Source organism: Dyadobacter sp. CY356 (assembly GCF_021440195.1).
In the GTDB taxonomy this organism is placed as follows: Bacteria; Bacteroidota; Bacteroidia; order Cytophagales; family Spirosomataceae; genus Dyadobacter.
This window is the reverse complement of record NZ_JAJTSZ010000002.1, coordinates 20,546-42,670: the sequence shown is the minus strand read 5'-3', so window position 1 is coordinate 42,670 and position 22,125 is coordinate 20,546. Positions and strand designations below refer to the sequence as shown.

Annotated in this window: 18 protein-coding genes; 11 read left to right on the top strand and 7 right to left on the bottom strand. The window is 40.1% G+C overall.

Annotation, left to right across the window (positions count from 1 at the left end; genetic code table 11):
* The first annotated feature begins 2 nt into the window (after positions 1–2).
* From LXL81_RS06295 to LXL81_RS06270, 6 genes are all read left to right on the top strand, one after another.
* A complete protein-coding gene (locus tag LXL81_RS06295) occupies positions 3–1,454 on the top strand; it encodes a sensor histidine kinase (protein WP_234645877.1) in 1,452 nt (483 codons plus the stop codon).
* Positions 1,435–2,163 (top strand): LytTR family DNA-binding domain-containing protein, encoded by a 729-nt coding sequence (locus tag LXL81_RS06290; RefSeq protein ID WP_234645876.1) that lies wholly within the window; start codon positions 1,435–1,437, stop codon positions 2,161–2,163. Before LXL81_RS06295 ends, LXL81_RS06290 begins: the two co-directional genes overlap by 20 nt.
* Before the next feature lies 1 nt (position 2,164).
* Positions 2,165–3,298, top strand: a complete 1,134-nt coding sequence (locus LXL81_RS06285) for a serine hydrolase (protein WP_234645875.1) — start codon at positions 2,165–2,167, stop codon at positions 3,296–3,298.
* Between the two features lie 206 nt (positions 3,299–3,504).
* Entirely contained in the window at positions 3,505–3,903 is a 399-nt protein-coding gene (locus tag LXL81_RS06280; RefSeq protein WP_234645874.1) for a hypothetical protein, read from the top strand.
* Between the two features lie 616 nt (positions 3,904–4,519).
* A complete protein-coding gene (locus LXL81_RS06275) occupies positions 4,520–6,007 on the top strand; it encodes a caspase family protein (protein ID WP_234645873.1) in 1,488 nt (495 codons plus the stop codon).
* 5 nt (positions 6,008–6,012) lie between these two features.
* Positions 6,013–6,537: a hypothetical protein gene (locus LXL81_RS06270; protein WP_234645872.1), complete on the top strand. Its 525-nt coding sequence runs from the start codon at positions 6,013–6,015 to the stop codon at positions 6,535–6,537.
* A gap of 278 nt (positions 6,538–6,815) precedes the next feature.
* On the opposite strand, the gene LXL81_RS06265 is transcribed toward LXL81_RS06270, so the two are convergent.
* A complete protein-coding gene (locus LXL81_RS06265) occupies positions 6,816–7,217 on the bottom strand; it encodes a helix-turn-helix domain-containing protein (protein ID WP_234645871.1) in 402 nt (133 codons plus the stop codon).
* A gap of 137 nt (positions 7,218–7,354) precedes the next feature.
* Between LXL81_RS06265 and LXL81_RS06260 the strand changes: the two genes are divergently transcribed.
* The 3 genes from LXL81_RS06260 to LXL81_RS06250 are packed head-to-tail and all read left to right on the top strand — an operon-like array spanning position 7,355 to position 10,338.
* Positions 7,355–8,308, top strand: coding sequence for a hypothetical protein (locus LXL81_RS06260; RefSeq protein ID WP_234645870.1), 954 nt, complete (start codon positions 7,355–7,357; stop codon positions 8,306–8,308).
* A 21-nt stretch (positions 8,309–8,329) separates the two neighbouring features.
* Entirely contained in the window at positions 8,330–8,587 is a 258-nt protein-coding gene (locus tag LXL81_RS06255; protein ID WP_234645869.1) for a hypothetical protein, read from the top strand.
* A gap of 44 nt (positions 8,588–8,631) precedes the next feature.
* On the top strand, positions 8,632–10,338 hold the full coding sequence (locus LXL81_RS06250; protein WP_234645868.1) for a HEPN domain-containing protein: 1,707 nt from the start codon (positions 8,632–8,634) through the stop codon (positions 10,336–10,338).
* A gap of 1,152 nt (positions 10,339–11,490) precedes the next feature.
* Here the strand turns inward: LXL81_RS06250 and LXL81_RS06245 are convergent.
* From LXL81_RS06245 to LXL81_RS06220, 6 genes are all read right to left on the bottom strand, one after another.
* Positions 11,491–12,174 carry a nucleotidyl transferase AbiEii/AbiGii toxin family protein gene (locus LXL81_RS06245; protein ID WP_234645867.1) on the bottom strand — a complete coding sequence of 228 codons (684 nt, stop codon included), beginning with the start codon at positions 12,172–12,174 and terminating at the stop codon, positions 11,491–11,493.
* Entirely contained in the window at positions 12,132–12,443 is a 312-nt protein-coding gene (locus LXL81_RS06240; RefSeq protein WP_234645866.1) for a DUF6922 domain-containing protein, read from the bottom strand. Before LXL81_RS06240 ends, LXL81_RS06245 begins: the two co-directional genes overlap by 43 nt.
* A gap of 493 nt (positions 12,444–12,936) precedes the next feature.
* Positions 12,937–13,470, bottom strand: coding sequence for a hypothetical protein (locus LXL81_RS06235; protein ID WP_234645865.1), 534 nt, complete (start codon positions 13,468–13,470; stop codon positions 12,937–12,939).
* Positions 13,460–14,164: a hypothetical protein gene (locus tag LXL81_RS06230; protein ID WP_234645864.1), complete on the bottom strand. Its 705-nt coding sequence runs from the start codon at positions 14,162–14,164 to the stop codon at positions 13,460–13,462. The genes LXL81_RS06235 and LXL81_RS06230 overlap by 11 nt, the downstream gene beginning before the upstream one ends.
* Positions 14,161–14,496 (bottom strand): hypothetical protein, encoded by a 336-nt coding sequence (locus LXL81_RS06225; protein WP_234645863.1) that lies wholly within the window; start codon positions 14,494–14,496, stop codon positions 14,161–14,163. Before LXL81_RS06225 ends, LXL81_RS06230 begins: the two co-directional genes overlap by 4 nt.
* A 417-nt stretch (positions 14,497–14,913) precedes the next feature.
* A complete protein-coding gene (locus LXL81_RS06220; RefSeq protein WP_234645862.1) occupies positions 14,914–15,678 on the bottom strand; it encodes a hypothetical protein in 765 nt (254 codons plus the stop codon).
* 448 nt (positions 15,679–16,126) lie between these two features.
* On the opposite strand from LXL81_RS06220, the gene LXL81_RS06215 reads away from it, so the two are divergent.
* Positions 16,127–16,831, top strand: coding sequence for a hypothetical protein (locus tag LXL81_RS06215; RefSeq protein WP_234645861.1), 705 nt, complete (start codon positions 16,127–16,129; stop codon positions 16,829–16,831).
* 564 nt (positions 16,832–17,395) lie between these two features.
* A complete protein-coding gene (locus LXL81_RS06210) occupies positions 17,396–22,054 on the top strand; it encodes a DUF3320 domain-containing protein (protein WP_234645860.1) in 4,659 nt (1,552 codons plus the stop codon).
* The last annotated feature ends 71 nt before the right edge of the window (positions 22,055–22,125 follow it).

Here is a 22,125-nt window from a genome sequence, read left to right as displayed (position 1 = left end):
TTTTGAAAAAATCGATTCATATCACAATTCATATTTTAGTATGGCTACTGGCCTACCTGATCGCATTTAAAGTTGCCCATGTGCCATTCTTCTATAATCCTGTAACCTGGATAACGGGCATGGTAGGTTTTTACATCAATGTTTATGTTTTTGTTCCTTATTATTTAGGCCGTAATAAATCCTGGTTTCAATATAGCTGTGTGATTGTACTGCTCTTCACAGGCCTTGCCGGCTTGGAATTCTTTTTTGATTACCTGCTAAAACTCGAGCCTGTATTTCTCAGAGGCAGATCACCAAATACGATTGCTGAATCAATCATTTTATTCGGAGCAATCGCTTTCCTGAAAACCATAATTGTGTTACTGCTGTCCAATTTTTTTCAATTTATAAAGGATCTTGTTATTTATAAGAAGGTCAGCACATTCGCCGAAATATCCCTGCACATTCTTATTATCGGGATGTTGTTTTTGCTCAGGATTACGGATTATCCACAATGGACGCCTGAAAATGAACCTCTTTTGTTTCTCTTTAAAGCAGTCTATTCTTTGCTGCTTCTGACGATAAGCCTGTCATTTTTCTACCTTAACGTATTCTGGTTTATACCCCGTTATTTATCCAAGGGCAAATACACATTGTATTTTTCTTTATTGTTATTGCTGATTCCTATATCGATGGTATTGGAATGGGCTATTTATAGCGTCCCGCTATTTACGGCTCAACAAACAGCAGTATTAACAAAAACTATAATTCCCTCGCTGGCATTTAAACTTCTTATACTACTAGCTTCCTTTTTGTACCGGTTTTCAAAAGACTGGTTTAGACATGAAAACCTGCGCAAGCAACTGGAATCAGATAAACTGATTGCTCAGCTGGATCTTTTAAAGTTTCAGGTCCATCCGCATTTTCTGTTCAATACGCTCAATAACATCTATTCCCAGGCTATGCAGGAAAACAGCCCCAAAACGGTTCAGAGTGTCGCCGGTCTGAGTGGTTTAATGCGCTACATGCTGGAAGATTGCAAACAGGATCTTGTGCTGCTTACCAGGGAACTTGAATATATTGAGCAGTATATCAACCTGCAAAAATTAAGAATAGACCGGCAAAATAAAATTACAACTGACTTTAAAATTGATCATTCCTGCGCGCTTTTGATTGCGCCCATGCTACTTATTCCTTTTATCGAAAATGCATTTAAGCACGGAATCAGCACAAGAAGCCCATCCATTATAGAGATGAAAATCGATCTGGTCGCCGATGAACTGGCCTTCTCAGTTCAAAATTCCGTTCATGAGCATAAGGATAGGCCAATCAGCACGGGTCTGGGGCTGGCGAACGTAAGACAAAGACTAACGCACTTATACCCTGATTCTCATACGTTAACGGTTGATCAGAGAGATGGGATATTCAACGTAAATTTAAAAATCAAGCTTTCAGATGGAATGTATAGCAATTGATGATGAGCCACTGGCGCTGGATGTGATAAGGTACCATTCAGAAAAGATTCCGTTTATCAGGTTAAAAAAAGTATTTATCGATGCCTTTAAAGCGCTGGATTACATGCATGATAATGCTGTTGATCTGGTTTTCATGGATATTTCTATGCCTGATATTTCAGGCTTAAATTTAATTAAAAGTCTTCCTGATCCCCCGATGGTTGTGTTTACAACAGCTTACAGCAGCTATGCAGCCGAAAGCTACGAGGTCAGTGCTGTTGACTACCTGGTAAAGCCCATTTTATTCGACAGGTTTTTAACGGCCTGTAATAAGGCCCATGCTGTTTACAAAACCGGAAGGGGAATGTATGATAGCGACAGAGAAAATGTATCCAACTTTGTCATCGTTAAAAGCGGTCATGAATCATTTAAGATCAATTTTGAAATGATTCAATACATTGAGGCTGAAGGTAACTTCGTAAATTTTGTAACCAGCGATAGAAAGATCAATACAAGGTTATCTATAAAAGAAGCTTTGAAGCTACTTCCGCAAGAGCAGTTTATTCAGGTGCACAGGTCTTTTATTATCTCATTATCCTACCTGACCAAATTTGAGAATCATCAGCTGCTTGTTGCAAATAAGTATATTCCGTTAGGTGGAAGTTACAGACAAAATTTTATGGATCTGCTAACCAGCTATCATGTTAAAAATTCAGGAAAGCCTATTTAAAATGATGAAAAACGTATTATGTCATATTATACTCCCGATCCTTTTTCTTAGCTGTTCATCATCCCACCATGATTTTGAAGAAAAAAATACAGAGAAAGAAATTATCCAGGAACTTGAAAAGGTCATTTCAGAAAGCCTGCCCAAGGATAGAAGTATATCCGGCGCTATTCTAAAAGGAGATCAGCTCATCTGGTCAAAGGCCTATGGCGTTTCCAATGTGTCAACTCATGCTATGGCAGATACGGCTACGATTTATCGAATTGGCTCAATTTCCAAGCCTTTCACAGCGTTTTTAATGATGCTTTTAGTGCAGGATAGCATTATTCATCTGAATGATCCTGTTGAATTATATCTTCCTGAGGTAAAAAAACTGAAAGGATATTCGGATCATACCAAAATTACCTTTCAGCAATTGGCCACGCATACCTCCGGATTGACCAGAGAACCAGGCTTACCAGATGCTGCGTCAGGACCCATTCAGCAGTGGGAAAGTAAAATTTTGCAGTCCATTCCGACCACGTCCTTTGAATCCAACCCTGGCGAAAAATTTAGCTATTCAAATATTGGATACGGAATTTTAGGCCTGGCTCTTTCGAGGGCAGCGCAGAAGCCTTTCATTGAATTAATACAGAAGAGGCTCTTTGAGCCGTTGCATATGAATTCTAGTTATTTTGTTGTACCCAATAAGAAACTTTCAGATTTGTCAGTTGGGATGCAGGAGCTTTCAGGTGGGAGAACGGATACGGAAACACCTCTGTCAGAGCACGCCGGGCGCGGATACAAAGTTCCTAATGGTGGTATATATTCCACTCCGAATGATCTGGCAAAGTTCATGCGCTGTATCCAGGGTGCTGCACCCAATCTGTTAACGACTGAAAATTTGAGAATGATGCAAAATAAAATGATTGGGATTGGCGAACAAAATTTTTACGGTGCAGGTTTTTTCATTAATCAGGAGAAAGGATTGACCATTATTAATCACGGAGGGGCGGTTGCTGGTTATACGGCTAATTTTGCTTTTGCCAAAGAGAACAATTATGGAATTATATTGATGAGAAACTATGCCGAAGGTGAACCCGATATTTATGAACTGCCTTTTGAACTCTTGGGAGCCTTTAATAAAATTAAGGAATAAATGAGCATAAGTAATCGGTTTACAGGTCAGTCGGCATTTTTACGCAAAGCAATGTCAAAGAATTTGCTAAAAATCAGATTTTCAGTCACATTTTTGTGTTTTATAAATCAGTGCTGCGCCACGCATAGTTTTTATATACCAAATCGTTAAATTTGTAAGTAATCATAAAAGTAAGGGAATGGCGGTCAAGGAAATGAGATATGAAAATGGGAGACTTTCGGCTCTTTCATCCTATTGAAGATATAGAAGAACTTAAAAGCGATCTTAAAGGCGATTCACAATTTCTGAGTTATCTGGATGAAATTCTGTTCAAACAGCAGGAATCGGAATTACAGCAGCCTCTACCCAATGGTCTTTCTTTGCAGCAGACCAATGAAAGAGCGGCGGAAGTAATCACAAATCTTCATAGAGAAGCCTTCTCCAAAGGAATTCCGATGTATTACCGGGATGCCAGGGCAACTCCCCCCAAAGAATTTATCAGGGCGAACCCCGACGGTTCAGAGGATTTGGTCTCATTGCATCTTTCCACGGCTGACTATACTCTAATCAAACATTTGGTACCTAAGGGAGAAGGAAGCTGGGCATTTGTGCTTGCAGACAGGTAATTTCTTTACTTATGAAGCCGCAATTCTACATTCTAGGTGTTATCGCTGGTAACCATTTTTTTATTGTGACCTAATCCAGCAAGTCTTCAAAATTTTACTAGAAGCATCTTGAAGAAGATAAGCTAATCCAACCAATTAAAAAGTATTATAGTATGGGGAATCCGGATACCTTGACCGCTATAGTCCGAAGCAGATTGACCATTAATTGCTTACTCTCTACCCCGAGTTACGATGCTCCAATCAATCACTTAAACTGGTTAATTCGGACCGAAACAATATGGCCGTAATTCCCACTTGGTATGATCAATGGGCTCCGAATTCTCTACTGATAGGCCCCCATAAACTATCGATATTGGTCCGCTAATCACCTATCTGATTTAAGCAAAGGAGTTCACCGGGCTGTTGAGTAAAAAATATGATGCCAGTCGGCTAAACTTCCTTAATGCTTTCCTTAATTTAATCAACAAGTACCAGTTAATAAAAATTCTGTAATTATTTAATAATCAGGTTGACATTAACCACTTTTATTTTTAGATTGGATGTAACGTGACCGAGGTTTGAATATTCAAGTTACGTTATTGGCATCCCTTCTAAAAACTATCTTTCATAAATTGTTATGCTTAGAAATATTGCAATAATATTTGCTGTTATCATAAAAGTATTTAATACTATCCCATGTCTGGCGCAAAATGACGACCTAACTCTTACTATAAATGAGCAATTCTCCAACAATCAAGAGAAATGGGCACTCGTCAACAACGCTACCACGAAAACAGAAATTCGTGATAATGCTTATTATTTCTCTTATCACTCGTCTGCATGGTGGAATACAAAAGTTCCGCTTCCCAGCATTATTCAAAATGCATTTAACGCGAATGTGGTCAATCTTTCATTTGATTTAACATTTCCATTGCCGTCTATTACGAAAACAAGCGGGGTGGGTCTCGTCTTTGACAAACAAGGTGATAATTATAACATACTATATATCGGGAAAGAGTCCAGGAATACTTTTGCTGCTGTGATCCCAAGACGGAACAAACAGTTTCTAAAAGCCATAAAAGATGGATCAACTGATTTGTTAAGCCAAAGCAATACAGTTCGGGTGACAATTAAGAAAAAAATGGAGTCATTCTCAGTCTACCTTGATGATATCCAAGTACTAACATTCGTACACGAGACGTCCCTAATGCCGGTAGATTTGCACTTCACTGCTGGAGATTACAGTATACGTAATCTTAATTTATATGAATTGAGAAAAGGTACTGTAACAGTTTCAGACGACGAAAAAAAATTCGATCCAAGTAAATTTAAGACATACGCTCTATTGGTTGGAGTATCAATATACGAATCGAATGCTTTTAGCAAGTTGAACTCATCCATAAATGATATTGACTCAGTAAGAGCTTTTTTAACAAGCCCTTATGGCGGTAGCGTTCCAAAAGAAAATATCAAATATCTGCCTGGAACCCAAGCGAAGCATGACCATGTTTTGTTTGAATTGAAGAAACTCGCTGCAAAAGCTACTTCTAATGATCTGCTAATGGTTTTTATGTCAGGTCATGGGTTTGCCAGTTCTTTCTATTGTTACGATGGACCGCTTGCATATGAGGAGATAAATAGAGTTCTCTCTACTTCGTTCGCGAAAAACAAGCTTGTTATAGTCGATGCATGCCAGTCTGGTTTCTTGAAACCAGTAATTTCACCGCCCAATAAAGACAACTCTACTCAAAATTATTTAGAAAATTCATTTCGGTTTAAGCTCTCCATGGCATCAAACAATACGAATTATTTTACTTCTTGTGATGAAAAAGAATCGTCATTTGATGGTACCAAAACAACAAATAGTGTCTTTACCAGCGCTCTTATAAGAGCAACTCGTGACAAATCATTGGGGGCCTCTGGAAAAATTCTGACCATTGCTGACGTTTATAAGTCAGTAACACGATATTTCAATGTATGGAATGAAAAAAACAGCAAGGTTAGGAACGATGTAGTAGTAAATTATAATGGCGTATTAGATAATTCGAGAATATCAAAACACATGACCCCAAGGCTAATGCCGACGACAACTATCAATAACTTACCTTTCGCGATCCTACCATGAACAAAATGTTGAAGAATATAGCCTTTTCTTTGCTTACAGTTATGATATTTTTTGTCGATTCCATATCTCAGGAAAAGGAAAGAGATACGATAGGATCAAGTAAAATTACGCCGGCTTATATTGCAGCTATAGAAGAAGCTCAAAACATAGCCGATAGTCTTAGAGTTCTAAACTTAGACTTAAAGAGCCAAATAGGCGCGCTCAAAGCGGCTGGTGGAGTTACCAAAGTCACTGAAAAATTTGCATTCGAACTGCTTTCTGTTGCGAAATGGTTATTAATATTCTCCTTCCTATTAATCTTATCGATTCTAATATTTTTATTCCACACTCATAAAGAGTTCGGAAGTTTTGCTTTTCAGATTATCGGTCTTATTGTAGTTGTTAATGCCTCTTTGTTCATGATTTTAACGGGTTACGATAAAGATCAAATAACTCCTATCGTTGGCCTTTTAGGGACAATTGTCGGATTTATTTTCGGGTCCAACTTGAACGCAAAATCCGCCAAAACAGAAAACGGACCAAAGGAGTAACAAATAAGAAATCCTTTGGCATATAGGATACACTGGAAAATTAACAAGATAATTCCAAAGATGTTTGGTTACCGAAAATGGGAAGGCGTTGACATTATTAATTTCTACCATCCTTCCAGCCGCAAAAGAAGTAAATGGCTGTACGAAGAAGTGGGTAAAGCATTTAATTACGTCAAAGATACCCGCTCAGTACAGAGTTAGGCCTGGAAAACTGCTTCTACTGGTTCTCCTTTATTTCAAAAGTTGACATAAAAGAAGAATTACAATACAAATTGGAGTCAGTTTTTCCCCTTTAGTAATTCGATTTTTTCCCGTTCACTTTGAAGTAGGCGCTCGTATAGCTTCTTATTCTCTTCGAAGGCCTCAATCAATTTGTCAAGTGGATTGAAATTGCACTTATAGTTCTCGACGTATGCAACCGATTCGTTATTAAAAGTATTAGCAATTATATTGAACACAGCTTCTTCACTAAAGTTTTTAATTCCTTCTGCAGTTACACCCAGGATCTGCGCAATCTGTTCCAAAATCTGTTGTTCCACAGTTTCACTTTGTTCAATTTTTGACACAGTCTGCTGACTGACCTTCAGCTCAAAAGCCAAAGCTTCCTGTTTAAGTCCGCGGAGTTCGCGGATGCGGCTTATTTTGTGTCCTATGTGGTTGGGTTTCGTTGATGTGCTCATAGTTACAAATATAAAAAAACTTTCAGGTAACGGCAATTCTTCCATCCCGGTAATATACGCATCAAAATTGGTAGAATACAAGCCTGTTTGGTTCTGTACCCGCGTCACGTGTTTTTCATTTGCTATAAAAACAGCATATGGAAAATTTAAACAGTGCGTCAAATCAGGAGCCGACCAAGGCCAGCGACCAGCCAACAGCAGCTACGGTAAATTATATCTATGTTACGCCGGATAAAAGTCTGGATCAATATAACAGCTGGTCGGAGAAAATTAATACCCTGGCGCTTACTGCTTCTGATCAAATCAGGCTGAAACCAATTGTGGATCTTCTTATCACCGCTATCTCACCCGAGCGGATATTTATGATTAGCTATAAAGGCCTTCCGCAGCATCGTATTGACAACTATACCGAAATACTGGTTACCCTCGATGATGATGAGGACATAGATGAAGACCAATACCTTGACTTTGTTAAACTGGCCTTTTCCCGACATCCGGATATTTTAGTCTCTCTGGGAGGTGCTTCGGAGGTTAGAGGATATCTACAATTCGGGAGCCCGTATCATTGCTCGCATTTTAGAAATCAGTTTCAGGTCTATTCCCGCAAAAGGTCTGCCATTACTGAAATGGATCAGGATCAATTGGATAAATTAAAAGCAGAAGCTAACACGCGTTTCCTGACTATCTTTTCTAAGGCTCAGCAATTGTTTGGAGTGGCAGATGAATTTTTAAAAGAAGAAAACCCGGATTTAGGTGCCTTCATACTTTATCAGACGCTCCATCTGCTGTATCAATCCGTCATTAACACTTATAAGGGTCCAATACCTGAAACATTTTCCGCGGCTGAATATCAAAAGCTTGCAGAAGAGTATTTACCAATCATGGCCAGGAATAACCGCTTCACTCATTTATTAGATAGACTGGAACAGGCCTGCAGCCTGCAGGGGCAGCATAACTTTCAAAATTGTAAAGTTTCCATGGAGCTGTTGTTAATTGATGTTAGCATTTTGATGAACATCTGTGAAACAGCAATCACGTGTAAGCTCAGCCAATTCGACAGCCCATCCGCAATGCCCGAAATGAAGATTTAACTCATTTAAACTTTGTAAGTCATGAGTACAATATTCAATATCAACAATTTCTATGGTGGTAAGGTTATTATTTCCGATTCCTGTAACGAGTGGAGAGCGCTGATCGAAATTTTTATCAGTAAACAGCAGCAGCGCAACGACCGAATCAACCAGTTACTGGAAGTGCTCGCTGATTCAGAACCGGAAGAAAAGCAGAAAGCCATTTCTACACTGCACCTGCTTCAAAAGGATAACGAAGCTTATCTGGCGGCATTCAAGCAAGTCACAAACGGCGAATAGCTCTGGAAGGTCAACTAATCACGATAAAAATCTGGGAGGAAATCATGGAAAAGCTTGAAACTAATCAAACGGAAACCGGTTCATTGAAGGGCATCATTGGTCATATTATTGCGTTGGTCGATGTGGAAAGGATTTATGTGCATAAGCATGAGAAAGAGGAAATCTGCCATACCGTGCTAACCATCCTGATTGCAAATACCTGCACCAAGTCTCCAGCCGAACTGTTGCCCCTTGTCAATATTCTCTTTACGGAGCAACAGACACTGCACTTCACCCTGCATCCGGCCCATCAGATCAAGGACGCCATAAGCAAAGGCAATCTTTATTTTTACAATACATGTACAGAAGCTAATCTGTTTTACGGAAAAGCCGGATCAGATTATGAGCTTATTCCAACATCATTGAACCGGCTCGAAATGCTGGAAAATGCCCGGAAGCAGTATGACTCGGAGGAAGAAAAAATCAAAGCGTTTGTCAGCGGAGCAGATTTTTATCTGGAAAAAGAAAATTACGTCCAATCAGCCTTTATGCTTCATCAGGCAATCGAACTTAACTTCCGGGCCATAGAGCACTTTATAACGGGAAAATCAAAAATCACGCATAGCATCAAGGCACATCAAAAATATCTTGAACCCTACAGTATAGAACTAAGCAACATCTTTTTAGCAGACACTGAGCGAGATATAAAACTTCTGAGATTATTGGACGATGCCTATCTGGCTGTTCGTTATGAAAACAGCTACCAGATTAATAAACTGGATCTGTCGGCACTACGGGTAAAAGCAAGCGAAGTGAAATTGGCTGCATTTAAAACTTATCAGCAATTGCTGACAACCTTCCAGAAGTGCACAGAGACATTCAGCCCACCTCAGACAAGCACCGATGCAGGAACAGAGATTGCTGCTCAGATTCAGGATGTCTCGAGGTTTGAGGTACCCTGTTCTTTAATCAATCAGATCGTAGGTGCTTTTTCGGTTGAAAGTATCTTTTGTTTTGGAAAAAGAATATTTTCAAATACGCGCACCAGTCTATTTTCCGTTGCAGAGGTAGATCAAACGCACCAGGTACATTATGATCTGCTGATAATAACCAGCGCTGAACCAGTCAATAATCCTGCCGATCTTCAAAGCGTAATCAATGCAGATACCAAGAGTGGGTGTTCAGTGTTATTGCTTGCTTACAGCGTTGAGTCTGCTACACGCGCACTAAGATTGAACAATCGCTTTTTTCATAAAACAATGCATCAATCCACCCAAATTTACAGGAAACAAGGCTTCATACAACTGGATGCCATGCAAGACTATGATCTGGCAAACACTTCCTTGAATTGTGATCTTAATTGGAAACAGCGCTATTTCCGCGCCGAGGCGTTCATGGATGCAGCAGAATGTATTTGGATTGACCAGGATGAGACCGTTGTTTTATCTTTAATTAGCCAGGCAGTGGAACAGCTCTGCCTGGGATTAATCTATGCTTTTCTTGGTTATCACCCAAAACAGCATTCATTACATCATCTTATGGACTTGTGCAATAATTTCACTAAGGAGGTAGATCATATTTTCCCGCGTCAGACCGAGCAGGATAGGAATATATTCTCCGTCCTTAACAAGAGTTCAAGCAGTGCACGGTTCATTCTTAAGTCATCTATTGATCCGACTGATTGTGGATTGCTTCATCGAAAGGCGAGATTGCTTTTAGAAAAGTCCGAGCAGATTGTTGAGCAAAGGTTGCTTACTATTGCCGAAGGGTGATCCACCTTTTTGATCCTGGAACGCGGTTGACTTGACTTCTGGATTTTGGAAAGACATTACATAGGAAGAGTTCTGAGATAAAGGAAATAATGATCAAAAAATATTGATATGCGGATCCGGTTTTTAGTACTGCAGAGTTGCCTACTTCCGACAGAATCATAAAGCTAACAGAAAATTAATTAGTACAAGTGAATCACAAGATCTTTAGCCACTGCAAAAATTTTTCCTTCCAACCCCTCCGCGACTTGAGAGAGGGGATTGAAAGAAAAAATTTGTTTATCTGGGGAAGAAATATGAAAAGAGCGCAATACCTATGAATGGCTCAATCGGAGTCATCGGCAATTCTCGGAATTTTTGATCCAAAAGAATCATTATGCGGCTATTAAGATATTTTTGGAGCAGAATCAGATTGATATTAGCTAAAAGGGATGACTAGGTTTTCTTTGGGATCATTTTGGCTTAAAAAAGATAAATGGTTTATCCAGTCAAATTCATCTGATTTTGGTCTCATTCGAACCTCTTAGTCAAAATTAGGAAAATTTCTTCCGGATTCATCCAACTAAAACTGATCACTATTCTGCTGTCACCTTAGTCCTATGCTAGTTAACTTTTTTCAACTTCTATGAACTTTTGCTGCCAAAAGTTAACTTTCACTACCATTTTTCAACTTACTGTATCTTAGGGACAAGATGGGACGAATTCAGGTGAGCTGAATTGGAGATTAATTTCAATTTGAGGTATTTCTTTAAGCATTACCTGCTTGAAAACTGAAATGTTAATACCAAACTAAGGCTATTTGACTCGGTCTTTTAAGAATAACAAAAAGCTGAAACCACCTGCTTTCCCGTGGTTGTCCAGATGTACAGTTGTATCACCTTGCCCGGGTGATACAACTGAAATCTGGCCCGCAAAAACGCCTCGAAACTCGGCTGCGGGTGACACTTGAAAGTAAGAAGGATTATGTAATGTTTGCCAGATATGACAAAGTTAAGCAGCTGTCAGGAACTTTGTCTATGACGGACTTTAACCGAAATATCTGACCTATACCGTGACAATTAAAAGCTTTCCTTCCTGTTTTTCGTGCGCCTGAAAAAGAAGCTGCCGCCAGAAATCTTAAAGGACGTATCTACATTACCTGCAATGATCGAAATACTAAAATTTATGCCGTTTCCCTTGCTTTCGGGTAGAACGGATCTGCTCAGATTCTTCTTCAAATATGGATAAAGGGCTTACGACGGCCTGGTTTAAACGTTCGTGGATATTCTGCCAGTTAAACTCTGTTTTTAACAGTTTAATCGGAACCGAAAAATCAATGTCTTTCTGATAAAGTAAGCCTGCGCGCGCCATTTGCATATTTACACCGGGATATTTCTGTGCGTATGCCTTCGATAAGAATCCAAAGGGGAGTTTTTCCAGCAAGTAGTACACGTCTATAAAGTCTTTTAACCTGGTTCCGTTTTGAACTATTGCCTGCAGTTTCATGGCTCCAATGTCCTGCAAAGAAAGCATGCGTATTCCCTCTGTTATTTCGACTGGTTTGACCAACCCGTACTGATGGCTGATAAAATCAACCTTAACCTGATTGATAAATCCGAAGAGTCCGTTTTTGATTTCTAATGCATTGGACAGGCCGTATTGGCTTTGGAGGTGACGGCTTAAAGAAGCCGAGTCAAAATCTTTGCTGGTAAAAAGATCAATGTCAATTGAAAGCCGGTGTCCAAGTTTTAACGATAAAGCTGTTCCACCGACCAAATAAAAATCATTGAGGCTTTGGTCCGACATCAAGGTTTTAATCAGAGCCAGTGTGCTGGCCTCGACTGTTTGCGTTTGTAGCATAACATTTCCTGTTTAGTAACAGGAAAGTATCTGCAGGCTGCTTCAATTGCATAATCAGGTAGAAAAGCGATTTCGTTTTTAAGGGCATTGATAATCCTTTCTTCGCCATAAAAACGGATCAGTTCTTCCAACTGCAGGTTTCCACCTCTTTCGATTATGCGGGCTATAACCGTTTTATAAGAGGCCTGCCAATCGATTTTTTCATAATCCAAGTCCCAAAACCATTTGGGTTCGAGATTGGGTCTTGGATATGTTGGCGTTGTTGACATACCTCTAATATACAGTTTACCTGAGAAACTTTCCTGTTGTTGATTGAAATTTGTTTTTTTAATAGATCTAAATCCGCTGGAAAAATGAGCAAAATCGCTCACCGCAAACGGACCGAACGTTTGCTATACTGCCACAGCACAGTATCTCAACATTCCTGCTTTTGAGTACCCCCAACGAAAGAGTACCGCCGAGTTTTTGAGGATCAGCATGATTGGGCAGTCCATACCGGTAGCGGTTTTTTCAGTGGCCGTTTAAACGGGGCTGTTCAGCACAGGCGTTAAAAAATACTGGCTGTCTGAAAGCCTGCTTCTTTCAATAGGCTCGTTTAAAATCTTATTGCCCTTCTTGATAGATCCTATCGAAAAATAGGATCTTCTAACAAAATGGCTCTTATGATCGTTGATTCGAGCTGGATTTGGCTTATTCTTACCTGCATGGAAATACTTCTGCTTATTTTTCGGGCTATTTGGGATCAACAGGAAAGGTTTTGGATCATTGTAACCTTTTAAGGGGCACTTTGACCACTTTTTGCCTTTCGTCAAACTCGTAGGTCTGCCCGAAGATGTGCTTACCTTTTTTGACCGGCTTTAAGATCAGGTAAACAACCCCGTCATCCTTTGTTAATTCCCCCTGACTGATCAGGTATTCATAGCTGGTGACATTACGGTAGTTGCGGACTGTGTATTTCAGATTTTCATAATCTTTGTACGTACTCATGTAAACGTAAATGAAAATGCCCAGGATCAAAGAGCAGACAGCGTACGGAAGACTCCGCCCAAAACCGTAGCGGAAAGCTTCCGGTTTTGAGTTGAAGTGAATCTGTTTGATCGAGCCTTTGAAGGTTTCACTGAGCCGTTTATTTTCTCTCAGGTTGGCAAGCAGCTGCATATTCATTTTATCGAGCTGCACCTGATTGTCCAGCATCGTGATCGCCGTCCAGTCATCCATCTCCATGCCGTAGCGGGCCAGGTAATCTGCCTTGATAAGCAGCAGCTCTTTATTCTGCAGTGGAGTCTTATCGGTCATAGCGAAAGTTGATATCAAGTTCTCTTATTAGTCTTTTTCTTGGACCACGATCATAATCTTCCAGGGCTAGCCCCTTGCTTACTCCAGAAAGTATTTCAGTACCAACGTATGTCTCCGGTTCAAAGTCACCGAACCTTCGGAAAGTGAGGCCCATGTTCTTACAGTTCTCAGCGAGTTCCTTTGCCAGTTCAGGAAATTTGCGAAAACCGGTAACACTTTCCCACACCGTAATCTTAAAGTCATCTCTTACAACTTTTACCATTTTAAGCAGGTATTCAACCGAAGCATTGTAGGCACCTGCGCCGCCGATGACTATATGAAATTCGATGTCCATATCATCGGCAAATTCTCTCAGAGGCAATTGCACATCATCAAATTCAATTAATGCTGGAAGCTGCTCGCTTTCCGGTGCGCCCAGGTCAATGTAAATTTCCTGATAGCGGCTTCGGGATACCTTATCCAGATAAACAAAAAGATTGTCCCGCTGAATGGCTGCTCTTTCATTCAAAAGACTTACTGTGTCAAGCTTGTCTTCATCTACAAAGCTCAGCTGACGTCTGCTTGTAAACGTAGAAGCGTCCATATCTACAAATAGACAATTCTCCTTATTGTGGTTTTTAAGTGCCATCAGATATATCAGAAGTGATTTACCTACGCCCCCTTTTGACTGTGCAATGAAATGTAGCTTTTTCATAATGAATCAAGTTTAGATCCTGTGAAGGATGGATTTTTTAATTCTTCCTGGTTTGTCCAGGTCGGTTTTTTGCTTTTCTTTTCCACTGCCTGCTGTGTGGTTTCAGAAGTTTCCGGTTGAGCTGTCTTCCATTGATTGCAATGAGCCCGGATGTATTTGACATCCTGACGGTTTACCAATGCATAGCCTAGATCTGCATTGATCAACTCGATGGTAAACCGGGCGGAATGCTGCTGCTGAAAATAGTGTTCGTAATACTCGTATAGTTTCCTGCGTCTTCTGACATCCCTGCTTTCTAAAAGCCGGATAAGCTGCTCTTTGCTTGCTTTCATACCGGCTGGGTTTGAGATGATAGAGATACATCCTGCCAGCCATTCTGTGTTTTCCACTGCAGCAGGACGTCTTTAAAAAAATACAGCCGTCCACTCTGACGGATGTGCGGGATTCTGTTGTGAGCGCATTGGTAGTAAAGCGCGTGCCTTGAAATCCCGTCCAAAAAGACGCGTGCCTGACGGGTGTCCAGAAGCATTGCGGCGTGTTGTCCGGTATCCGGTGAAGTCACCCGGACTAAAGTGGTTTCCAGATCGGCGACTGTTAGATCCGAAACTTTGGTTTGACTGTTTATCATAGTGCAGCTCGTTTTAGTAGAACATGCTGCAAAGTTGATCCGGGCAAATAGCAAAAACATTCCCGCAGTTCCGGCGGGAATGAAAAGAACATAAAAGTGAAATTTCAGGCCCGGATCGGCACTATAAATCCCGAATCAGCAACTTACAATCCTGGACATACTTGTGTCGCGGCTGGCGGACGCTGCAATTAAAAGCATCCTGCTGCTCGGGTTGGAACGCCTTGACAAATGAGTCCTTTGAAATATGATGGGAAAGCCAGCTATCAAAGAGCGCAGCAATTTGTGTAGCCATGAGCTCCTGGGCAATATGCCCTTGTTTGTTGAGCACATAATACAAAGCTGTCAGTTGAAGCCTTGCGCCTCTGCCGGTATTTCGGAATCTGTAAATGCCATCGTTATCTGTTGGAGCGATCCACTGTTCGCGTGTTAGAACTGAAATCAACCGCTCGAATTTTTGCCGCTTCTCTCTCTGGTCTGCACCGGAAAGTACCTGACAGAAATGTTCATACGCAGACTTTTTCGAAGATTTTACAGGCATTGGCTGAGTTGATGCTGATAGAAAAGGTGCCAGCGCCGTTTCTATCTCCTTTTTCCATTGGTTTAAATCGATATCTGAGGGCGGCTGGATTCCGGAGGGTGGCTTTTCAAGCCATCTGTAAATTTCAAGAATTGACTGCTGCTTGGCTTCCCACGAGCTGTAATCCTTTCGGGCTAGAAGCTGATCAAAGACCCGGCGGTTATTTTTGAGAAGAAAATACACCCTTTTCCTTACTATCTCGATCCGGTCTCTTTTGAAAGCCGCCAGATACCAGAAGTTCAGGGGTTTTTCCAGATACCTTTCATAATCATCCAGGTAATTTTCGGTATCATCATAAATCGAGAACACATACCTATTATGGTAAAGAATTAGCATCCTGTTCAAACAGGTGAGCTCATTCTGGTAAAAGCTACCTGCGAATTCCTCTGACAGGTATTTAAGTAAGGGGTACTGTAAATTTGAATGTAGGTTCATCTCTCTCTCCGTTTTCGTTTTGCACAATTAAACCTGGGTAAAGTCCATCAGGGACCTTAATCACACGAATATAAAAAATACTGGGCGAATTAGAAGACCGAATTGAAATCTAGATGAGACATGTATACCCTTTATGCATTAATCACAGTAGCGCAATAGGAATGAATAATCTAAGTTTTCCTACTACCAACTCAAAACCTTGGCTGTCCTCAAGCATCCACACATTAGGAAATGAAATTATTTTATATGAAATATGCATATTAGGGATATCTAACTGTCAGTATCCTGCTAAGATATACCAGAACCACTTTTTAACTTTAAAATGAACAACATCAGCGAATTTTTTTCTAAACCGTGGTGGCAGGGTATTTCTGTTATACTGACAGTTCTAGGCATAGCGGTCACTCTATTTCAGTTTCGAAAGAAGAAATTAGGTTATCTGGTGCAATTTTCTGAGTCGATTTTTAATGATGAAGATCTCGATATAGCAAAGCAACTTTCAATTTCTTACAAAAATAACCCCATTGAATCATTAAGAGTAGTTTCGATAAAAATTATGAACTATGGTTTCTTGCCAATAAAAAGAGATGATTTTCAAGAAGCGATTCAAATTCAACTACAAGGGAATTTAAAAATTCTTTATCATGAGGTGAAATCAATAGTTCCAAATAATCTAAAGATAGTGTGTGCGCAGGACTTGCAATCGATTTTCATTCAACCCACGCTGTTAAATTCAAAAGATACCTTCTCTATTAAAATTGTTTATGACGGAGATGATGCTCAAATCGAACCGGCCTGCAGAATTGTTGGAATAAGCCGTATCAAAGATTTAGAGCTCGTTCGACTCGCTGGCCGTAATCTGTTCGCAATAGGTGTTTTTGCGGCCATCTCGATTTATGCTCTATTTAATTGGGCTTTCTACACAACTCAGCCCGGTTATGGTTTTCAAGTCCTAGGATGTTTATTATTACTAGCTGTTATTTCTTACATATCCATTTATCGGGATCGGATGATTGAAAATCTATGATTTCAGGAATTTTGGTGCTAAACGGTCCTCGGCAAAAGCTAATTATGAACGAACCGCTTAATATTACAAATCAGGATATTGCCACATTGGAAGATAAGGGTTTTGAAAAAGGTTTACTTTATACTGTAGTGTAGAATCATTTTTCTACCCATCGTGGAGAATATGCAGGTTAAGCATTGCGTGAAATTTGATGTCCACTACTCTAAATTTTACTAAATAATGGCAGTAACATGGATTTACACACCAAATACTTAATCCAAATTTCCCGATGACGCCTATCACAATTATATCCTGAGCTGATGCAGCAAACTACAAGTAGGTTGACCCAATTTTTAGTTTCTTAGTACTGAACCCTCCCAGGTCTCATGTAAGCTAACTCATTGTAATTATTATTATAAATTTTATGACTAGATATTTAAATGAGATGATAACTCTGGTAGAAAATATAAATTATGGCTCTTAGGAAGTAAACTAAGAAACACTTAGATTTGAGAATATCATATTAAAACCTTCCTAATTCCATCTGGATTCAGCACTAGGCCCCAGATACTCACATTTAATTATATGTTAGAAACATTACTTCCAAAACTAGAAGCATCCAGAAAAGAACTGTTAGATCTGGGAATGAGAAATTCCTTGCTTAACTATAAAGTACCTCAAGGGAGAGGCCTTCATATAGTTCAAGAAAAATCTTCTGCCATATACGACATCTTGGTTAGACAAGCCAAAGCAATGACCTTTTTGGGAAGGCCAGGTAAAGAAGAGGATAGTGAAACAGATCTGCCGGAACTGACAGAATTGGAATTGACTGATGCATATAACGATACTAGACTTCAGACAAATGAGACAGAGAAAAAGCTTCAGGCAAAAATACTAAACACCTATTACTTCGCTCGCACAAGTATTGAGGAGCAGGGGGTTAACATTCTCTACATTTCCTTGGGGATGCTCAATTGGTACGAAGAAGGAAATAAAGAAAATGCCAGACAAGCTCCTTTGATTTTGATCCCCGTGTCGCTTGAACGGTCAAGTGCAAATGAGCGTTTTCGTTTGAGGTATACTGGTAGTGATGTTGGAGGTAACTTATCTTTACAAGCCAAAATGTTTGCTGATTTCAATATTACTTTACCAGACCTACCGGAATTTGAAGAACTTACTATTGAAAAATATTTTGATACAATATCTGAAAGGATTGACCATCACCCTTCCTGGAAAATTGAAAGAGATGTAATTGAGCTTGGATTTTTCTCTTTTGGCAAATTTATGATCTATCATGATCTGGACAGCTCCAAATGGCCAGAGGATAAAAAGCCTTACAATAATGCGATACTAATGTCACTATTTGAGACGGGCTTTCGTGAGCCGGCTCCCACAGCGACAGAAGACCATAACCTGGATACTGAAACGAACGCTGATGACCTTTATCATGTGGTAGACGCAGATAGTTCGCAGGTTCTTGCAATGCTCGCAGTTCAGGAAGGCAGACATATGGTGATTCAAGGCCCTCCGGGAACTGGAAAGTCACAAACCATTACAAATATTATTGCAAATGCAGTCGGTCAAGGTAAAAAAGTGCTTTTCGTTGCTGAGAAAATGGCAGCACTAGATGTCGTAAAGCGGAGACTTGACAGTATTGGTTTAGGCGAAGCATGTCTGGAATTACACAGTCACAAATCGAACAAAAAAGAGCTTCACGAAGAACTCAAGAGGATCTTGGATTTGGGAAGACCTACACTACTGCATTTGGAGCAGGAAATTTTTCTTCTTCAGGCACAAAAGGATGAGTTGAATGCCTATTGCAGTTCAATAAACTTAGGAATTTCTAAGAGTGGACTGTCTGCGCAAAAAGTAATTGGGCATTTATTAAATATAGATAATGAAACGAAAGGTGTTCAGCTTCCAAAAATTAATGTTGATTCAATTCAGCATTATAGTAGGGAGCAGATAACCATTGCAGAAGCGATGGCAGATCGAATACAGGCTCGACTTAAAGATATAGGCGTTCCGACGGAACTCTTGTTTTGGGGCAGCCGATTGAAAATGTTTCTTCGCAGTGATCAGGAAGCGGTTTTGTCTCATTTAAATATTGCATATCAAGCAACTGCGGACTTACAGTCAGAATCGGTCAATATTGCAAATTATTTTGGAACCCACATTCCCGATAGTTCTGAACAGGCTGCTTCGCTGATACGATTTGGCGAACTTGCAGGACAACCTCACGATCTGCGAGATTTAGCTGTTGAGGATGAACGATGGCTGTTGAACAAAGACGATATTGCCGAATTATTGGATACAGGAAAAAAACTATCTGCAATTCGTAATAAGTATGCCGAGATATTTTTACCGGAAGCCTGGGACCAAAATGTCCTTGAAATCAGACAGAACTTAATTACGCACGGTTCAAGTTTTTTTAAATTCCTTAACGGCTCTTATAAGCAAAGCAACAAACAATTAGCTTCCTTTTGCAAAACCGCATTACCGAATGATCTTCAATTAAAAATTACTTATGTCGATGCAATTTTAGAAGCAAAGAGGCTAGAGAATACACTCAGGGACCTCGAACCTATGGGGGTAAGCCTATTTAGTAAACGCTGGCATAAGTATAGGGCAGACTGGGAAGTGCTTAAATCTCAATGTGATTATTTATTGCTTGTCCATCAACAGGTTTTAAATGGATTTGTTTCACAAGATATTCTGAAATATCTAACTCGCAACGAACCAGCTTCAATAGCTTCAGAATACGCACGGATTCTTAACCAAAAAATCAAGGAACATAGAGAAACGATAAATGCTGTCCTGGAAAAACTAGAAATTGACGAAGTTAGAAGGTCACCGGGCAAAGTTTTGTTGAATGAAAAATTTGCCCTTCAAATGGAGGTACTTAGCCCATGGAAGGAGCGTCTTGCTGAAATTCAACAGGTAATAGCATGGAATAATTTAGAAGAAACTGCCAAAAACGATGGATTGCAATTTCTAACTAACGCATCTGTCCATTGGTCTGAGGCAGCCGATTTCTTAAAAATTGCTTTTCAGAAAACCTGGTATGAAAGTTTAATTGAACAAGCGGTGTCGTCAAGTGCTGCCTTAAGAAACTTTGAACGGACAAGCCATGAAGAGGTCGTAGAAAAATTTAAAAAAATAGACCTTTTAAAACTCCAGTATAACAGGGCATTGGTAGCATTGAAACATTGGGAAAGTGTTCCCCGGCAAGAGGCGGGTGGTCAGGTTAATATTTTAAGAGCGGAATTTAACAAGAAAGCCCGGCACAAACCAATTCGTAAACTCGTTCATGAAGCTGGTCTTGCAATTCAAGCAATAAAGCCTGTTATCATGATGAGCCCTATGTCCATTGCAAATTTTATGGCACCTGGTTCAATCGAATTTGATCTTGTAATATTTGATGAAGCAAGCCAGGTACGTCCGGTAGAAGCTTTGGGTGCTTTACTTCGCGGAAAACAACTTGTAGTCGTGGGTGACACAAAGCAGCTTCCCCCAACAAGTTTTTTTGATAAAATGAACAATGACTCGGAAGATGAAGAAAACGTTACTTCTGATATGCAAAGTATCTTGGGGATGTGTAACGGACAGGGTGCATCCGAAAGAATGTTAAGGTGGCACTACAGGAGCCGTCACGAATCACTTATCAGTCTTTCGAACCGCGAATTCTACGAAAATCGTCTGGTGATATTTCCAAGTCCAGGCTCTAAAACCAGAATGGGGTTAGCATATCATCATTTGCCTAATACGGTTTATGAAAAAGGGAAAACAAGTACCAATCCCAAAGAAGCTGAGTATGTCGCAGATGCTGTTATTGAACATGCCCTGAAAAACCCGAAACAAACGTTGGGTGTTGTTGCCTTCAGTTCCAAGCAAATGCAGGCTATACAGTTTGCGCTGGAGATCAAACGTAGGAAAAACCCTGCTGTCGAATCATTTTTTACGAGCCATCCGAACGAACCATTTTTTGTAAAAAATCTGGAAAATGTTCAAGGTGATGAGCGTGATGTTATTTTAATAAGCATAGGTTATGGGCGAATCGAGGATGGAACAGTACCAAAACGTTTTGGCCCGCTTAATAACGAAGGCGGGGAACGCAGATTAAATGTATTGATCACCAGAGCAAAATTGCGCTGTGAGGTCTTTGCAAACATAATCTCAGAAGATATTGCGATAACGCCCGGTGAAAAATTTGGAATTCGGGCATTAAGGAATTTTCTTTATTTTGCTCAACATGGAAAATTCAATATTGACAAGGAAATAAGTATTCCCTTAGTCCGGCCATTTGAAGATCATGTTGCTGATCAATTAGTTGAGGCGGGTTATACAGTTCGTAGACAAGTTGGCTCAGATGGCTTTTTTATTGACTTGGCAGTTGTTGACAATGATAACCCAGGTCGGTACCTATTAGGAATAGAATGTGACGGAGAAGCTTATGCCAATGCGAAATCAGCCAGAGACCGTGATCGCCTCAGAAGACAGGTGCTCGAAGCAATAGGATGGAAAATGTACAGGGTATGGAGTACTGACTGGTTCCGAAATCCTGAAAAGGAACGGCAAAGACTCATCGCTGCAATCGAGACTGCCAGAAATCAAACGCTGGTGGATGATTCAGTTGAAGAAGAATTACAGATGGAACTAAGTGCGGTCATTCGTGAAGAGGTAAGGGAAATTGAGGTGTTGCTACCTGTTTATGAATTAGCATTGTTACCAGCCGAAGTTGCGTCCCAAGAATTACATCTTCATTCACTGGGAAAGCTTGGTGGATGGATACAAGATATCGTAGCCGTTGAAAGTCCTATTCATTTTGATGAAATGGCAAGACGACTTGCAGACGCGGCTGGCGTATCAAAAGTTGGCTCACGTATCAGGCAAGCTTTGACTGATGCAGTCAGATATGCATCTTCGTCTGGGCTTATAAAAGTTAACGGCGATTTCCTATGGTATCCTGAAATGAAAGTTCCCGTAATTCGAGAGCGAAGCAATTTCCCTGGGACCTCCAAACGCTTACAATATATTTCTTCCGAGGAAATTCAGCAGGCAGTTAGGAAAATAGTAGAAACCTCGCTGGCGATTCAACCAGATTCCGCTGTTCCGCTTGTCGCAAAGTTATTTGGTTTTTCACGAGTAACAGAGGAAATGCGGAAGGATATCTTAGTTGCAATTGATCGAAGCACAGAAAATAACTTAATTAAAAAAGACGGGGAATTTTTGAAAATATCTTGAAGTGAGTTTATCAATCAGCGTTACAATCAACCTGTAATAAGTAGAAATGATTGGAGAATTCGTAGTCACTG

Excerpts from the sequence above, each read along its gene's own strand:
- LXL81_RS06255 (WP_234645869.1), top strand. The coding sequence starts at position 8,330 with ATGAGTACAATATTCAATATCAACAATTTCTATGGTGGTAAGGTTATT.
- LXL81_RS06250 (WP_234645868.1), top strand. The coding sequence starts at position 8,632 with ATGGAAAAGCTTGAAACTAATCAAACGGAAACCGGTTCATTGAAGGGC.
- LXL81_RS06245 (WP_234645867.1), bottom strand. The coding sequence starts at position 12,174 with ATGCTACAAACGCAAACAGTCGAGGCCAGCACACTGGCTCTGATTAAA.
- LXL81_RS06230 (WP_234645864.1), bottom strand. The coding sequence starts at position 14,164 with ATGAAAAAGCTACATTTCATTGCACAGTCAAAAGGGGGCGTAGGTAAA.
- LXL81_RS06285 (WP_234645875.1), top strand. The coding sequence starts at position 2,165 with ATGATGAAAAACGTATTATGTCATATTATACTCCCGATCCTTTTTCTT.
- LXL81_RS06215 (WP_234645861.1), top strand. The coding sequence starts at position 16,127 with ATGAACAACATCAGCGAATTTTTTTCTAAACCGTGGTGGCAGGGTATT.
- LXL81_RS06270 (WP_234645872.1), top strand. The coding sequence starts at position 6,013 with ATGTTGAAGAATATAGCCTTTTCTTTGCTTACAGTTATGATATTTTTT.
- LXL81_RS06280 (WP_234645874.1), top strand. The coding sequence starts at position 3,505 with ATGGGAGACTTTCGGCTCTTTCATCCTATTGAAGATATAGAAGAACTT.
- LXL81_RS06265 (WP_234645871.1), bottom strand. The coding sequence starts at position 7,217 with ATGAGCACATCAACGAAACCCAACCACATAGGACACAAAATAAGCCGC.
- LXL81_RS06225 (WP_234645863.1), bottom strand. The coding sequence starts at position 14,496 with ATGAAAGCAAGCAAAGAGCAGCTTATCCGGCTTTTAGAAAGCAGGGAT.
- LXL81_RS06210 (WP_234645860.1), top strand. The coding sequence starts at position 17,396 with ATGTTAGAAACATTACTTCCAAAACTAGAAGCATCCAGAAAAGAACTG.
- LXL81_RS06260 (WP_234645870.1), top strand. The coding sequence starts at position 7,355 with ATGGAAAATTTAAACAGTGCGTCAAATCAGGAGCCGACCAAGGCCAGC.
- LXL81_RS06235 (WP_234645865.1), bottom strand. The coding sequence starts at position 13,470 with ATGACCGATAAGACTCCACTGCAGAATAAAGAGCTGCTGCTTATCAAG.
- LXL81_RS06275 (WP_234645873.1), top strand. The coding sequence starts at position 4,520 with ATGCTTAGAAATATTGCAATAATATTTGCTGTTATCATAAAAGTATTT.
- LXL81_RS06290 (WP_234645876.1), top strand. The coding sequence starts at position 1,435 with ATGGAATGTATAGCAATTGATGATGAGCCACTGGCGCTGGATGTGATA.
- LXL81_RS06240 (WP_234645866.1), bottom strand. The coding sequence starts at position 12,443 with ATGTCAACAACGCCAACATATCCAAGACCCAATCTCGAACCCAAATGG.